The organism is Aquipluma nitroreducens, from assembly GCF_009689585.1.
GTDB lineage: Bacteria > Bacteroidota > Bacteroidia > Bacteroidales > Prolixibacteraceae > Aquipluma > Aquipluma nitroreducens.
On record NZ_AP018694.1, the window covers coordinates 3120201 to 3136779 of the forward strand.

Here is a 16579-nt window from a genome sequence, read left to right on the forward strand (position 1 = left end):
CCTAATTTGGGTGCTTCAAAAATCGATGAAGTTTGAGTGAATTTCTTTAGGTTCGAAAGAAGTGTTACTCACTGTCAGTTCGTGCTAATCTGTTATGAATTAAACGCTTGCGACTAAGAATACTATCATATAGAATCATCTTAATCATTCTGCTGAATGTTTTTCCTTTGTATTTGTTGGCTGGAAGCCGCGAGCATCAGGATAGCATCTGGCAAACACTGCGACTTCGCTCGCATCTGCTCATTAATCCCGAAGAACTAAGTCAACAGCAATTTGATTCGTTATTGTTGGAGAAAATTCCAATGGCATTCCTGACTTCAGGAGAGATAACTGAAAAGCTGCGAGGAATGATTGCCCGGATTCCAAAAGATGAATGGCCGGTAGTTATCATTCCGGAAGGTAAAGCCCCAATTTTAAATAACAATTACCCTGAAATATTTGTATTGCCTGAGAATGATGTCGATAAAATGAGCGCGAGCACGGACATCGAAACAATTAAAAAGAAACTTAGCTGTAAGGAATTTCTTTGGATGGAGGTTGATTCTGATTCGATTCCTTCGATTGTTTTTTTTACCGGATTATGGGAGCAAACCGGCAAGATGCCTAATTTTATTCAGGCCAAACCCTTTTCAATACTCAAATTTGCTGACATTATCCGCGAGCTAAACGGCCATCCGAAAATCTTTGGAGTTGTGCGCAATGGAAATCAGCTATTGGCAGGTGTTTCCTGGAAAGACCTTCCGAAGAGGGAGACGAATGGCTATTTCAGTTTTCCAATCAGTCTGTCGGGAAGTTTGCCACTTTCGCCCTATAAGGCCGGTTACCAGTTTTCGCCTGACATTGTGTTGCCGTCTCCTGAAAATCTCCGAAACCTGAAAGTTTTCAATGCTGTTCATCTTGATCCCAATTTTGGGTTGACTGATCAATACAGTTTTTCGAAAAGGATTCGAAATTTAAAGCGACTGAACAATGACGAGATAATTCCATATAATATCGGTTTCGTTAGGGACAAAACCCGTGGTAACTGCGCATTTTTTTCAGGAAAGGCCTATATTGACGGTGGTTTAAAAAGCAGGACAGCGTTAAAATCGAACTTCAGCATAACGGGTTGGATAAAACCAACAGAGTTGGGAGCAAACAGTTGTATTCTGGGAAAAGGGAAGGATTTCGTTCTGAAAATACACGGTGGGTTACTTACTTTTACCGTGCAGGGAGTGAAAGATTACTATTCGACAAAAACGGCAATACCACTTAATCAATGGTCGTTCATCAGTCTGGTGCATACTGGCTCTGATAACTTCATCAGTTTTTATCTAAACGGTAAACTGACAGAGAAGATCCGTTTGCTGACACCGTATGTCGATTCGGATTACACCATGCTCATTGGCAGTAACCTCTGGGAGGAGTATTTTGTGGGTTACATGAGCGAGATTAAAATTTGGGACCGGGAACTGAATGAAGAGGAAATCAATAATGAATATTTGTCCGGAAATTCGACAACGGGAGCCTTTTCTTCAAGTTGGTTATTGGGATTGATCCTTCTTCTGGGAATTTTAGGTTTTTACCTGAGACGCCGGTTTATTCACACGGATCGAACTGATATGGATAAAACGCTGGAAATGGAATTGATCCCGGCTAAGGTGGCACTTCCTGCAAGCATTGCACCTGAAAATTCTGAACAAATTTGCTGTTTTGGAGGACTGAAAGTGATCGATGCTGATGGAAAAGATTTGAGTAAAAAATTTTCTCCCAAAATAAAACAACTTTTTGCGCTAATCCTTTTGAATAGTGTTGGAGGCCGGACTGGGATTGGTTCAAAAGATTTGTCAGATTGTTTGTGGCCGGGAATGAATCCGCAAAATGCCAAGAATATCCGCGGAACCAACATTCAGAACCTAAAAACATTATTGTCGTCTTGTACCGGAATTAAACTCGTTTTTCAGGATAAACTTTGGGTGCTCGAATTTGCTGACGACTATTTTATTGATTACGCTTTTGTTGAGGCAAGGCTTAATGAGCCTGATTCAAATGATGTTGAAAAGCTCGCTGGTCAGCTTCCCGATCTTTTGTCGATCCTGAAAAAAGGTACTCTGTTGCCAAATATGAGCGAATTGTGGATCGATCCGTACATTGATCGCATGAGTAACCGGATTATTGAATATGGGCTAAATCTGTTTCGCTTGCTGGCCGATGATAAATACGATGCGTTGCTTTTGGAAGTTGCCGAGGTCATCAGCATCAACGATCTGCTGAATGAATCGGCGCTGCGCAAGAAAATCAGCATTCTGACCCGACAAGGTAAACTGAGTTTGGCTCGTTCGGTATTCGACAATTTTGGGAAGCTCTATCTTGATTTATACCAGGAAAAGTATCCCGGAGATTTTAAATCTTTGGTGGACACCGATCATAATTATTTTGGGTGATTGGTGGTTTAATAGCGGTTTGTGGCAGGGATATTGTATTAAGTACCAAATTGCTATATTTGCCAACCGTTGGGTGGACTTGTGATTTAAAGGAAGAGATATGTTGAAGCAAAATTTTAAGAACGATGCGGAGGCCTTGCTGCAAATGTCGGATGGAAACGCCGCGGCTTATCGTTTTTTGTTCGACCACCACTTCACCGATTTGTGTAATTTCCTCCTGATTTACTTACATTCAAAAGAGCTTTCGGAAGAAATAGCGCTCGAAATTTTCACCTTCATTTGGGAAAAAAGACAAACCCTTCAAATCAAAGCGAACTTTAAATCATTTCTTTTTTCTTCGGCTAAAAACCGAGCCATAAGTTTGTACCGGAAAGAACAGAAAAAGATGTTTACCTCAATCGATCCCGGACAATCTGTTTTTCTGGACGATTCAAGCTCGCAACAACTGATGGAGAACAACGAGCTACGCGAAATTATTAATACTGCAATCAATAAACTTCCGGAAAAAAGTAAGCAGATTTACCAATTGGCATGGGAAGAGAACTTGTCGCACAAAGAGATTGCCGAGCAATTGGGAATTACTCCGAAAACAGTTGAGAACCATGTGGGAATTGCTTTGCGCAAACTTCGTGAATCGCTGAATCCTTATTATCAGCAAATTTTTATGCTTTTGCTGGTTCAGCTTTTTATCGACTGACTTCCAAAATCTAAATATTGTACTTATCAACCCATTGCAAAACAATAAGTTCTATGCTTTGGACGGGTTTGCAGACCATTGAATAAGATGTCAGTTAAATAATTACTTTTAATTTATTAAACACGACTTATTCTCAGAACCATTCAAAACCTAAATTCTGAATCAATCATGGAAATTATCAATCCTCGAATCAATGTTCTTCGGTTAACTTTTTTGAGTTTCTTAATGGTAACAGTGGCAACTGGCCTATTTGCTCAAAAACTTGTTCAGCCAGTTTTAGGACATCGTAGTGTTAGCATCCTGAAAGTAGATAATCTCGAATTTAAGGATCTCAACAAAAATGGCAAGTTAGATAAATACGAAGATTGGAGGCTTTCTGCTGAAGAAAGGAGCGCTGATCTTCTCTCAAAAATGTCAGTTGAAGAAAAAGCAGGCTTTATGCTCATCAATACGGTCTCTATGATCGGAGCTAAAAAGGCTGAAGCTGAAGGTTTGGTTGCCAGCGATTTTAATGAAACAGGAGGCCAGACCCGTGGTGGTTTTGGCGAAGCGCCGGCCAATAGTGGAGCTGGTAGAACACAAACAACAACTGGTGCAACTGGCGTTGCCGGTGTTCTTGCTAATATGAGCGGCGGGGGAGGCGTAACCAAATTTGTGAAGGAGTATAACAATCGTCATTTTATTTATCGAATGAACGAGAGTCCAAAAAATACAGCTGAATGGGCCAATAAATTGCAGGCGTTGTGTGAAAGTCAACCATTGGGTATTCCCGCAATAGTTGCATCAAATCCGCGTAACAATATTACTGTTAATGCATCGCTTGGTACCAGTGCTGGTGCATCAATCTTTTCTGCATGGCCTGGCGAGTTGGGTTTATCTGCCATGCGCGACCTGAAATTAACCAGGGAATTTGCTGATATCGCCCGTCAGGAATGGCTGGCAGTGGGACTACGAAAAGGTTATATGTATATGGCCGATTTAGCCACAGAGCCGAGATGGTCGCGCGTAAACGGAACATTTGGGGAAGATGCTGAATGGGTCGCTAAAATGATTACTGAAGTAATCTATGGTTTTCAGGGAGAAAAATTAAGCGCCAGTTCTGTTGCTTTAACAACCAAACACTTTCCGGGTGGTGGTTCCGGAGAAGATGGGCAGGATTCTCATTTTGAGTGGGGTAAAAAAGAAATCTATCCCGGCGGCATGTTTGAAAATAATCTGATCCCTTTCCGTGCTGCGATAAAAGCTGGTACTTCATCGATGATGCCTTATTATTCGCTTCCTTCAGGCACCAAATATGAAGAGGTCGGTTTTGCCTTCAATAAGGGAGCTATTACCGACTTGCTCCGGAATGAAATGGGTTTCAAGGGCATCATTAATTCCGATACCGGTCCACTTACTGGTATGCCTTGGGGAGTCGAAAATCTCACTAAACAGGAACGCTATAAAAAAGCGATTGAAGCGGGCGTAAATCTATTTTCAGGAGAATCGGATCCAGCTATGTTGCTTGAAATAATTAGCAATGGAATGGTTGATATGAGTTACATTGACAACTCAGTAATTCGGCTGTTAAATGAAAAATTTGAAATGGGCTTGTTTGAAAATCCATATGTTGATGAAAATGCAGCCGAAAAAATTGTCAACAATGCAAAGTTCAAAGAACGAGCTGATTTAGCACTTCGTAAATCAATTGTTTTGTTGGAAAACGACACCAAGACATTACCAGTTCAGGCAAAAACCAAAATCTATTTTGAGACATATTCGAAAGGTACTAAAGACAAGTTGTCGGATCCTGGAATCGTTTATACTGAAAATGGCAATAAATATCCGGTAACATTTGTGAATACTCCTGAAGAAGCCGATGTTGTGCTTTTATGGCTTGTACCTACCGGAAATTCGTTATTTGCTTCCACCGGAGCACCTGTCTCCATTTCATTGTCAAAATGTTCTGTGGATGTGGATTATGTGAACAAGCTAACGGTTAAAAAACCAACCATCCTAGTTGTGAATTACACCAATCCATGGGTGATCGACGAGATTTACAATAACCAGACCAAAGGCAACTTTAAAGCTGTTTTGGCAACATTTGGAACTACCCAAGATGCACTTTTGGATGTAGTAACCGGAAAGTTTAACCCATCCGGTAAAATGCCTTTTTCTACACCCATTTCTGATGAAGCTGTCACCAATCAAAAGGAAGACGTACCCGGTTATCTGGAAGGAAAGGGCTATGCTCTTTTTAATTACAATCAGGGTTTGAGTTATAAGTAGCTGTATTTGTGTAATCTACAATAAGGTGTTAAAAAAGTTTAAAAATCCTTCAATTTCGATTGAGGGATTTTTTCTTTTTAGGAGACTTATACACGTAAGACTATGACTATGCAACAAGACCATATACCCTGGGATGCGATCTCCGCTCGTTTGAAAGACGAAGCTGATGAGGATCAAATTCGACAAATTCAAAAGTGGCTGGATTTGTCTCCAGAGCATCCAGTAATTTTGACTGAAATAATGAATGTTTGGTCGGTTTCGAAAAGCAGTACCGAATTTTATCAGCCCGATTTATCAGTCAATTGGCAGAAATTGATGCAGAAGGTTAATTCTCGTCCTAAACAAAGCCTGTTTCGTACCATTTCTTTTCGGATCTCGGCAGCCGCAGCTGTTTTGGCATTGGTTTTTTTGGCTGGATTAGGTCTTGGTGATGGTTTTTTGAATTCATCTAAAAAAGTATCTTATACCCGCATTATTGCTCCGGAAGGAAATAAAACTCAAATTGTTCTTCCTGATAGTACACATGTTTGGCTCAATTCGGGCTCTGAATTGCAGTATGCATCTGATTATTCTGCAAGGAACCGCAAAGTCAATATGAAAGGCGAGTGTTTCTTTGATGTGGTAAAAGATCCGGATCACCCATTTATCGTTCAGGGATCGAAATTTCAGGTGCGCGTTTTTGGAACCCGATTTAATGTGAATGAAGATGCCTCCCAAAATACTGCGGATATTACATTAGTTTCAGGTAAAGTTCAGGTTTTCAATTTAGACGATAAGCCTGTATCCGAATTGATTCCTGGTCAGCAATTGGTTTATAATCAAGGAATTTATCACGTGCAGAAGGCCGTTAATATGGAAGCGCTTACCGCATGGCTAAATAACATGCTGATTTTCGATAACCAGCCTTTTGAAGAAGTAATTCATTATTTGGAGAAATGGTATGGGGTGAAAATACAGTTAGATCATACCCTGTATTACAGTCACAACTATACATTCAAAGTTAAAACCGAAAGTTTACGCGAAGTTCTTGCCCTTATTTCGGTCATCACACCCATTGAATATCAGATAGAAGGAGAAAAAGTAATGATCAAATATAAAAAGCTATGAGTTAATTCGACACAAAAAACAGGAAGCGTTCGAGGCTCCCTGTTTCTAAATTAGTTTTATTGTTGAACCGAATTTTCCATGCAAAAAGCTTCCTGAGAAAAAGTACTGCATAGAAAATTCAAAAAACTAAATCATTCAAAATTATGAAAAAAAAATCAATGCACATGTGGCGGGGGAACCCGCTTGCACAAAAAATTCTTTTAATTATGCGACTTACGCTATTCTTAATGGTTTTTAGTGTTTTAAGTGCTTTTTCGAGCAGCTACGCACAAAAGACCAAACTTAATCTGAAAGTTCAAAATAGTCAGGTGAAGGAAGTTTTAAACGAGATCGAAAATCAGAGCGATTTCTTTTTTATGTACGACAATCATCAGGTTGATGTTGAACGGCGTGTAAATCTTGAAATTAATTCGCTGAACATTGATCAGGCGCTTCAAAAATTATTCGAGGGCACATCAACAGGTTACAAAGTTGTAAACAGGCAGATTCTCCTTTTCACAGAAAATGAAAGCAGTGCTTATTCTCAGCAAACCACTAAGGTTACTGGTAAAGTAACTGATGGGTCGGGTGGTACATTACCTGGCGTTTCTGTCGTAGTAAAAGGAACTACAAATGGAACTATCACCGACATCGACGGTGCATATAACATTGGTAATGTGCCTGTAAACGCAACATTGCAGTTCTCTTTTGTTGGTATGAAGTCTCAGGATATAGCAGTGGCTGGTAAAACCACCATTAATGTAGTTCTTGAAGAAGAAACAGTTGGTATTGAAGAGGTTATTGCTATTGGTTATGGCGTTCAGAAAAAGAAATTAAATACCGGATCAACGATTCAGGTAACCGGCGAAAATCTGCAAAAGATGAGTACTGTGAGCGCTTTGGGCGCTTTGCAGAGTCAAACTCCTGGGGTTAGTATTACTCAATCATCAGGTATGCCTGGCGAAGGTTATAAAGTTACTGTTCGTGGTTTGGGTACTATTGGTAATTCCAATCCATTGTATGTTATCGACGGGATTGCTGGAGGCGATATTAACTCGTTAAACCCTGCAGATATTGAGTCGGTTGACGTACTGAAAGATGCTGCTTCGGCTGCAATTTATGGTGCACGCGCCGCTAACGGTGTTATTTTGGTTACTACCAAACAAGGTAAGTCAGGAAAAATGCAGGTTACCTACGACGGGTATTACGGCGTACAGAATCCATACAAGGAAGCGCCGCTTTTGAATGCAAAAGAATACATGACTATTTTGGATGAAATCAATTTTAACGAAGGTTTGGCTTCTTTCGATTGGCAAGGCGTGCTTCCTTCTTTATATTCAAAAATTCAGAGTGGTGAGTGGAACGGAACAAATTGGCTAAAAGAAATCCGTAATAAAAATGCAGCAACACAGAACCACGCCATCAACATGTTGGGTGGTAGTGAAACCTCGAAATTCTCATTGGGTTTTTCTTACAGCGATCAACAAGGTATTTATGGTAGTCCGGTTGAGCCAGACAATAAACGTTATACGGCTCGATTGAATTCGGAACATGTTATTTTGAAAGGCAGTTCAGGCCGTGATGTAGTAAAATTTTCTGAAAACCTGAATTTTGGCTACGGCGAAAAACAAGGTATTGGTATTGGCAATATCTATTGGAACGACATTCACAATATGATGGTTGGTAGTCCTTTGATGCCAGTTTACGGTACCGATGGAACTTATTTCGATAAAAAAGACAAGGCTTTAACGGGGCTTGATCTTTTTAATCCAGACATTGCAAACCCTATTGCAAACATGGTCTATAATCGGGGTCAGAATTTGTCGAAAAACTACAATTTAAACGCAAATGCTTCTCTTGAAATTCAGCCCATTAAAGATTTAACATTGAAAAGTACATTTGGGTATAAGAACAGCGCAAGTAGCTATCGTCAATATACTCCAATGTACGAACTTTCAACTTCAAGCATGAATACCATCGATAAGGTTAACCAGTCAATGGGTTCAGGCTATAGCTGGACATTTGAGAACACAATTTCCTATTCAAAAATGTTTAACGAGCATTCGTTTAATGCCATTATTGGTCAGTCTCTCGAAAAATGGGGAATGGGTGAAGATATGAATGTTACCAATGGCTACTCACTTTTTACTGATTTTGAACATGCATGGCTCGATAATACCAAAGGCTTGACTGCCGGAACAACAACAATCAGCGGTAAACCTTGGGGATCAGGAGGCGTTGAGTCGTTCTTTGGTCGTTTAAGCTACAACTACAAAGAAACCTATATGGCTACCGTTGTGATGCGTGCCGATGGTTCTTCAAACTTCGCCCGTGGAAATCGTTGGGGTTATTTCCCATCAGTTTCGGCAGGTTGGGTTATGACAAATGAGTCGTTTATGCAAAACACCAAGAGCTGGTTAGATTTCTTCAAACTACGTGGTAGCTGGGGTCAAAACGGTAACGCCGCGATTGATAATTTCCAATACCTTGCAACAGTGGCTTTCGATTTAACAGGAGCCTATTCATTTGGTAATACCAAAACTACTCAGTCAACAGGTGGTTATGCCGAAATTCTCCCAAACAAAGACATTAAATGGGAGACTTCTGAAACAGTTGATTTAGGGTTTGATGCCCGTTTCATACAGTCGCGTTTGGGTTTGGCTTTCGACTGGTATAACAAAAAAACCATCGACTGGCTTGTTGACGCACCAATATTGGGATCGTATGGAACAAAAGCTCCATACATTAATGGTGGTGATGTTGTGAATAAGGGTTTTGAACTTGGCGCTAACTGGAAAGATCATGTTGGTAAAGTAAACTATGGAGTAAACTTCAACATTGCCCATAATAAGAACGAAGTTACCCGTATTGCGAATAGTGAAGGGATTATCCATGGTGATGCAAATGTTTTGAGCCAGGGTACTTCTGAAATGTATCGTGCACAGGTAGGATTTCCTATTGGTTATTTCTGGGGATACAAAACTGCCGGAGTATTCCAGAATCTGGAAGAAATTGCTGCTACAAAAACATTTTTGCAATCAAAACCTCAGCCCGGAGATTTAATCTTTGTTGATACCAACAGTGATGGAAAAATTGATAACAAAGATAAAGTTGAAATTGGTGATCCTCATCCCGACTTTACTATCGGTTTCGGTTTTAATGTTGATTATAAAGGGTTCGATTTGAATGTGGCTGCTTCAGGAGCCTTTGGACAACAAATTGCAAAATCGTACCGTTCGTTTGCCGACTCATATGTTCAAAATTATACAACCGATATATTTGCCCGCTGGCATGGAGAAGGAACTTCCAATAAATTGCCTCGTTTGACAAGCGGAAGCAATACAAACTGGCAGGAAATTTCTGATATCTATATTGAAAATGGCGACTATGTAAAAATTCAAAATGTAAGTGTTGGCTACGATTTCAAAAAATTGTTCACCAAATTACCATTTTCACAGGCTCGTTTATATGTAACAGCGCAGAATGTTTACACATTCACCAATTATTCTGGTCAGGATCCTGAAATTGGATATGGCGGCGGTCAAAGCTGGGTATCTGGAGTTGATTTAGGATTCTATCCAAGTCCACGGACATTTTTGATGGGTGTTAATCTCAAATTTTAATTTTTTTCCGCTATGAAGAATTTAATATATATATGTATAGCCGCAACTTCGCTGCTATTTATGAGTTGTGAAGATTTTTTGGATACAAGTAATCTCACAAAAAAGGATACTTCAAATTATCCTCAGACTTTAACCGATGCACAGCAAATGATTACTGGAATTTACTCCAATCTTAACTATGCTGTTGCAAGTCCTGCGAGTTCATCTTATTTCGTGTCAGAGCTTGTTTCCGACGACCGTTTTGGTGGAGGTGGAGAAAATGATAAAATGGTGCAGGCCTTAGATCTTATGCTCAATTATGGGTCAAGCATGCTTCAGGATTTCTGGAACACCCGCTATAAAGGCATTTTCCGTGCGAACATGGCTATTGAAACTCTTGACAATTGTTCTGGTTTCGAAAGCGATGATCAAAAAAATCAGATAAAAGGCGAAGCTTATTTCATGCGTGCCTTTTTCTACTCCGAAATGGCAACTCTTTTTGGTCAGGTGCCTTTGGTGGTTGCTACTGATCCGGTAAACTTGCCTAAAGCTACTCCCGAAGAGCTTTATGCCCAGATTGCTACCGACCTGAAAACAGCTATTGAGATGATGCCATCGAAACCTTATACTTCGGTTGAAGCCGGACACGCAACCAAATGGGCTGCAGAGGCGCTTATGGCTCGCGTATATTTATTCTATACCGGATTTTATACAAAAGATGCACTTCCTCTTGTTGGTGGTGGATCTGTATCTAAAGATCAGGTAGTTGCATGGCTTGAAGATTGTATTGAGAATAGTGGCCACACTCTCGTGGGCGATTATCGCAATCTTTGGTCGTATACCAATAAATATACTGTTGAAGATTATGACTATACAAAAGGTAAAGGGTTGAAATGGGTTGAAGACGATGGCGCGGTAAATCCTGAAACCATGTTCTCGGTTAAATTCTCAAACTTTCCAAGCTGGAGCACAACTATTGGTTATGCTAATCAGAATGCTCTTTACTTCGGAATCCGTGGTGGTCAGGATTTAGCTAAAACATTCCCATTTGGTCAAGGCTGGGGAATGGGTCCGGTGAATCCAACACTTTGGAATGACTGGAAAGCTGCAGAACCAACAGATATTCGCCGTTCAGCTTCAATTATTGATATTCCTCAGGAACTACCAAATTATACCAAGGGTGGATGGGCTGACTTTGTTCAGGAAACTGATTACTGGCAAAAGAAATTTAGTCCGGTATCTGCAAAAAATACTGAAGGCGGTTATGCATCTTCATACAGTGTATTGATGTATAATACTCCTGAAAACTTCCAGCTCGACAATACAATGGATCAGGTTATTATTCGTTTGGCCGATGTTTACCTGATGCACTCTGAATTAACACAAACCAATACCTATATGAATAAGGTTCGTGAACGTGCTGGCTTGACAGATAAGCCTTACTCATTGGCAAACATTCAGAATGAACGTCGTTGGGAGCTTGCTTTTGAAGGTACTCGATGGAATGATATTCGCCGTTGGGGTCTTGCTGCCGATTTACTCGATAAACAAATTGGGGTTGCCTGCTACTACAAGGCCACTGCCGATGTGACCAAATCGTTTGGTGGAGGTTACAAGGCTCGCTACAATGCGACGAAAGGATTTTTTCCGATTCCTGAAGCTCAAATTGCTCTTTCGCAGGGTGTCTTGGTTCAGAACGATGGCTGGGGAACTACTGGTGCGGAGTATACCGGTTGGAAATAATATAATTGATTAAAGACTTTTAACTAAGCGAATATGAAAAATATAATATATGCTTTGTACATGTTGGTCATTGTTTTGGTAGCATGTGACCCTATTGAAAATCGTGATTCAATTGGAGGCGCAATTAGCGCCGATCAATTGGATGTAACAGCCACACCGATTGTTGTTAATGGCAAGAAATCGAACAAAATCGTGCTAACCAATAATAGCCCTGTATTGTCATCATGGGATTATGGTTTAAAAATTTCTCAGAAGCAATGTGACACGATACTGATGGTTGTTCCTGGAAATGCTACAATTGCATTTACGGGATTAAATCCTGACGGAAGTAAAATAACCAAAGATCTTCAGGTAACTGTTGACGAACTTACTTATCCTGTTGCGCCGCAATGGGGATACCTTTGCGGATCGGGTCAGAAGACATGGGTTTGGGACGAAACTGCCAGTTCCTGTTTTGGTAACGGAGGATATTTGGGCAATAATTCACCAGGTTGGTGGGCGCTTAAAATCGGTGAGCTCGATGGCCAGGCTGCTGGCGAAGGCGAAGGCGCTTCAATGGTTTTTTCTACCACTGGTGCTTCTTTAACCAAAAACTACACCAATGGCACTGCCGCCAGTAAAGGTAAGTTTGATTTTGATATGTCGAAAACAACAGCCGATGGAAATGGAGCAACCTGGGCACAAGGTGTGTTAACTACATCAAACGTTACAGTGCTTTGTGGTATCTCAATCAATGAAGGGAAAAAGAATGTGAATTCATACGACATTCTCTCGTTGGATAATGATAAAATGACACTTTCTTATCATGCACCAGGAACTGGTGGTTGGGGAGAGGCTTGGTTTTGGCTGTTTAGAAAAGCTGATTAATTAGTATTTGCGGCTAAATATATTCAGAGAGGGCGAGCTCATGGCTCGTCCTCTTTTTGCATATAGAAATTTTGGCTGATTTTTTATGTAAGGTTATTCTGATTTTATGAAAAATTCTGTTTTTGTTTTGTTCTTGTTTCTTATTTCCTGCCAATCCCGAAATAATTATACCATTGTTGGTCAACTGCCCGGCAAAACCTACGATGGTGAACTCATTTATCTGGTACCGATGGAGAATGCTTCAAAGGAAAGAGTAGATTCAACATTCATAAAGGACGGATCTTTTCAATTTGAGGGATTTGCAAAAATTCCGGAGATGTATGTTATTCGGGCGAAGCCGGTATTGAGATATAACCTTGAAGAGCTTTTAGTGGTTCGCGAGGCTGGCAAAATGAACGTGAAATTGGATAAAAGCAGCTCTGTTCAAGGCACAGCACTCAACGACTCTCTTCAGTATTGGAAGGAACAAAAAATGAAGTTCGATCTTGTCGACGCTGACTTGATAAAACAGTATCGGAATGCCAGCGATAGTGTGAAACAAGATTTAAAACAGCGGGCAGATTTGCTAAAGATTAATGCTACAAACTTTCACTTCAATTTTGTATTGAATAACAAAGAAAATGCTGTTGGTCAGTTTGTTCAAAAAATGATGGGTAGCTCTTTCTCCGAAGAGCAAAAGCAGAAACTGAATGTAAAATGACCTGATTGAATGAAGGGGTATTTCGAAAAATATGATTGGATTTTGCCGGTTGGGCTTGTGGGGCTGAGTTTTGTGTTTTTTCAATTCTTTTACCCTTATCATTTGTTCTTCAAAGAGCAGATCCAATTGTTTTTGTACACTCCCAATTATTTTCTATCCTACTTTAAAAAGCCGGCCTGGCTGGCCGCATATTTTGGCGATTTCCTAACTCAGTTTTTTTATCTGCGTGGCGGTGGTGCTGCAATATTGGCTTCCCTTTTTTGCTTCGAATGGGTGCTTACTGCGGCAGTCCTTAAACGCATTACTTCAAGCACAAAAGCGGGGTTGTGGTCTTTGCTCCCGCCTTCGGCCGACTGGGTTCTCCATTGCAACACGTTACACGGCGTGTCGGTTTCCGTCGGTTTTATCCTTGTTTTGTGTATGTTTTTAATCTATGCTGCTCTTTCCGAAGTGTGGATTTCATATGCAATTCTGACAATATTTTCCTTGACTGGTTATTGGCTTTTGGGCAGTTCATTTCTCATTTTCCCATTTTTGATTTTGGCTTACGATATTAACAATCATCGGGTTCACTGGATGAAATGGATATTTGTCCTGTCCGTAGCATTCGCTATCCCGCTAATTTTGAGGCAACATTATTTGCTTACTCCAGTTCAGGCAGTTATTTTTCCTGCCTTCAGTAAGCAAAGTCTACTTTTACAAGTAGCACTCTTGTTTTCGGTTATAAGCTCCTTTTTCCTGAAAAAAATTGAAGCGGCTCACTCCCAATTAATTAGTTTTGGAATCGTTACCGTTTTGGCATTTGTGCTTTCTGTTGGAATATTAAACAAAGCCGATTTTAATCTCGAAAAGATACTTTCGCTCGATGGCGAAACCTATTTTGGAAACCCTGATCGGGTCATCGAACTCTCAAAAAAATTCGATTTAAAAAATAAGCAGGCGACTTATTTTACAAATATAGCTTTGGCCGAAAAAGGAGTTTTACCCGAATATCTGCTCGATTTCTACCAGCCATTTTCGCCGGGACTTATTCCTCAGGTGACACCTGAAGAAAACTGGCAATCGATATTTGTCAGTAACGAAGTTTTTTTCCTGATTGGCGATATGAATATGGCTCAGCATTCGGCCATGCTTGGAAATACTTTCTCGCCATATCAGCGGAGTTCGCGAATGATGCGGCGTTTGGCCGAAATTAATCTGGTGACAGGTGATTCGGCGGCGGCTATCAAATACCTGCGGATTCTTTCTAAAACTCTTTTTCACCGGAAATGGGCTGAAAGCCAGGTGAGGACGATTCAATCTGCTGAAACAAATAAATGGCTTGCCGGCAAACGAAGTCAGGTTTCTGATGCTGATCTGTTGCGAAAATCGAACGATTATCTGTCATCGCTTCAATTCCTTGTTGAGCAGCATCCCGACAATCTTGTAGCTGTTGATTACCTGCTTTGTTACCTGTTGCTCAATAAAGAGGTTAAGTTGTTTCGCGAAAACTACGAACGATATTACCTGAAATTGAAACGTCAGGTTTCAAAAGTTTATGCCGAAGCTTTGCTTGTGCAGTTGGTTGCCGACAAAGCCTCGCAGCAAGAGGCACAATCGTATTTAATCAATCCTGAAATTGTTACGAGGTTTACCGAATACACCCGTATTTTCGAGAAGACTTCAGGAGATATGAATGCATTGAATAAGCAATTCTCGAAATCGTATTGGTTTTATTATCACTTTGCCACAATTCAGAAGAAATGAGAGCATATTTGATTGTGTACTTTGTAGCAATGGTAATTTTTTCGTGCAGGGGTCCCGAAAATGTAAAGATTAGCAAGGATTTTCCACCGGTTTATCCTGATTATATTGATGTTATCATTCCTCAAAACATAGCTCCTCTCAATTTTCTGTTACGGAATAAACCTGAAAAACTAATCGTAACGATCAAAGGAAAATCAGATTCAATAACAGTAAAGGGAGAACAAAAAATTGAAATCCCCGGCGCTCATTGGAAGAATTTACTGGCATCCAGCCTGAATGACAGCTTGCTTGTAAGCGTTTTGGCTCGTTCGAATGGTGAATGGATTCGATATAAGTCGTTTAAGTGGTACGTGAAAAGCGATGAGGTTGATTCGTACCTGAGCTACCGTCTGATTGAACCCGGTTACGAAGTCTGGAACAAACTGCAAATTGTGGAGCGCAATGTCGAATCCTTTGATGAGCGTGTGTTGGCCGACAATAACCTAACGCAAGGCAATTGTATGAATTGCCACATCCACGGCAATCAGAGTGGAAAGCTTTCGATGTTTCACCTTCGGGGCGAAAAGGGAGGAACGATCCTGAATAAAGATGGCAAGCTGCGAAAATTAAATACCCGTGCCAATGGCATGATTTCGAATGCTGTTTATGGCGATTTTCATCCGAACGGAAGATATGCTGTTTTCTCGACAAACATCATTATTCCTGAATTGCATGCCAACCGGACCGATCGGCTTGAAGTGTACGATACGGCTTCCGATTTGGTGGTGATTGATTTGGATTCGGATAAGGCATTCACTAAACCTTTCCTGTCAGACACCACTAATTTCGAGACGTTTCCGGTATTTTCTGCCGATGGAAAATGGATCTACTTCTGCTCTGCGCCCAAAGTGACGTTGCCCGATAGCATCAAATCGTTGAAATACAACATTTACCGGGTTGGGTTCGACGCTGCAAAAGGCGAAATTGGAACGAAAATAGACACCTTATGGAATGCAAAGAAAATGGGTGGTTCTGTTTGTCATTTGAAAGCTTCTCCCGACGGTAAGTTCCTGCTTTATACTGTTGCCGATTACGGAACATTTCCGATTTGGCACCGCGAGGCCGATTTGCAGATGATGAACCTCCAAACCGGTGAAATCGATAAGCTGAGAGGCGTAAATGGCCCGAATTCCGATTCATACCACAGTTGGTCATCGAATAGTCGTTGGTTTGTTTTTGCCAGCAAACGCGATGACGGTATTTACGGTAAACCTTATTTTTGCTATATTGATGCTTCAGGAAAAGCTTATAAACCGTTTGTTTTGCCGCAACGCGATCCTGAAATTTATGATTACATGTTGAAATCGTTTAATATTCCTGATTTGTCTGATTCTCCGGTACCTTTTGATGCGGCTGATGTCGAAAAGGTTTACATGGAGCAGGAGGCTGAACAGGTAAAGTAAAAGCC

The 16579-nt window shown here is 40.6% G+C and carries 10 protein-coding genes; all 10 read left to right on the forward strand.

The genetic code is table 11. The features are described 5' to 3' along the window. Positions 1 to 167: 167 nt before the first annotated feature. The 10 genes from AQPE_RS13105 (at position 168) to AQPE_RS13150 (ending at position 16574) form a co-directional block, all read left to right on the forward strand. Complete coding sequence (locus AQPE_RS13105) at positions 168 to 2423, forward strand: LamG domain-containing protein (protein WP_318346951.1); 2256 nt, start codon at positions 168 to 170, stop codon at positions 2421 to 2423. A gap of 100 nt (positions 2424 to 2523) precedes the next feature. After that, positions 2524 to 3120 carry an RNA polymerase sigma-70 factor gene (locus AQPE_RS13110; RefSeq protein WP_318346952.1) on the forward strand — a complete coding sequence of 199 codons (597 nt, stop codon included), beginning with the start codon at positions 2524 to 2526 and terminating at the stop codon, positions 3118 to 3120. A gap of 168 nt (positions 3121 to 3288) precedes the next feature. After that, positions 3289 to 5388, forward strand: a complete 2100-nt coding sequence (locus AQPE_RS13115) for a glycoside hydrolase family 3 protein (protein ID WP_318346953.1) — start codon at positions 3289 to 3291, stop codon at positions 5386 to 5388. 108 nt (positions 5389 to 5496) lie between these two features. Beyond that, the gene (locus AQPE_RS13120; protein WP_318346954.1) at positions 5497 to 6495 is read left to right on the forward strand and encodes a FecR family protein; all 999 of its coding nucleotides are present in this window, start codon (positions 5497 to 5499) and stop codon (positions 6493 to 6495) included. Positions 6496 to 6638: 143 nt separating this feature from the next. Beyond that, positions 6639 to 10097: a TonB-dependent receptor gene (locus tag AQPE_RS13125; RefSeq protein WP_318346955.1), complete on the forward strand. Its 3459-nt coding sequence runs from the start codon at positions 6639 to 6641 to the stop codon at positions 10095 to 10097. Positions 10098 to 10109: 12 nt separating this feature from the next. Continuing rightward, positions 10110 to 11819: a RagB/SusD family nutrient uptake outer membrane protein gene (locus AQPE_RS13130; RefSeq protein ID WP_318346956.1), complete on the forward strand. Its 1710-nt coding sequence runs from the start codon at positions 10110 to 10112 to the stop codon at positions 11817 to 11819. Between the two features lie 33 nt (positions 11820 to 11852). Then, entirely contained in the window at positions 11853 to 12686 is an 834-nt protein-coding gene (locus AQPE_RS13135) for a hypothetical protein (RefSeq protein ID WP_318346957.1), read from the forward strand. A 106-nt stretch (positions 12687 to 12792) separates the two neighbouring features. Then, a complete protein-coding gene (locus AQPE_RS13140; RefSeq protein ID WP_318346958.1) occupies positions 12793 to 13386 on the forward strand; it encodes a DUF4369 domain-containing protein in 594 nt (197 codons plus the stop codon). Positions 13387 to 13395: 9 nt separating this feature from the next. Continuing rightward, positions 13396 to 15132 (forward strand): DUF6057 family protein, encoded by a 1737-nt coding sequence (locus AQPE_RS13145; RefSeq protein WP_318346959.1) that lies wholly within the window; start codon positions 13396 to 13398, stop codon positions 15130 to 15132. Continuing rightward, positions 15129 to 16574 (forward strand): TolB family protein, encoded by a 1446-nt coding sequence (locus AQPE_RS13150; RefSeq protein ID WP_318346960.1) that lies wholly within the window; start codon positions 15129 to 15131, stop codon positions 16572 to 16574. Before AQPE_RS13145 ends, AQPE_RS13150 begins: the two co-directional genes overlap by 4 nt. Positions 16575 to 16579 lie beyond the last annotated feature (5 nt).

Excerpts from the sequence above, each read along its gene's own strand:
- AQPE_RS13110 (WP_318346952.1), top strand. The coding sequence starts at position 2,524 with ATGTTGAAGCAAAATTTTAAGAACGATGCGGAGGCCTTGCTGCAAATG.
- AQPE_RS13115 (WP_318346953.1), top strand. The coding sequence starts at position 3,289 with ATGGAAATTATCAATCCTCGAATCAATGTTCTTCGGTTAACTTTTTTG.
- AQPE_RS13120 (WP_318346954.1), top strand. The coding sequence starts at position 5,497 with ATGCAACAAGACCATATACCCTGGGATGCGATCTCCGCTCGTTTGAAA.
- AQPE_RS13125 (WP_318346955.1), top strand. The coding sequence starts at position 6,639 with ATGAAAAAAAAATCAATGCACATGTGGCGGGGGAACCCGCTTGCACAA.
- AQPE_RS13130 (WP_318346956.1), top strand. The coding sequence starts at position 10,110 with ATGAAGAATTTAATATATATATGTATAGCCGCAACTTCGCTGCTATTT.
- AQPE_RS13135 (WP_318346957.1), top strand. The coding sequence starts at position 11,853 with ATGAAAAATATAATATATGCTTTGTACATGTTGGTCATTGTTTTGGTA.
- AQPE_RS13140 (WP_318346958.1), top strand. The coding sequence starts at position 12,793 with ATGAAAAATTCTGTTTTTGTTTTGTTCTTGTTTCTTATTTCCTGCCAA.
- AQPE_RS13145 (WP_318346959.1), top strand. The coding sequence starts at position 13,396 with ATGAAGGGGTATTTCGAAAAATATGATTGGATTTTGCCGGTTGGGCTT.
- AQPE_RS13150 (WP_318346960.1), top strand. The coding sequence starts at position 15,129 with ATGAGAGCATATTTGATTGTGTACTTTGTAGCAATGGTAATTTTTTCG.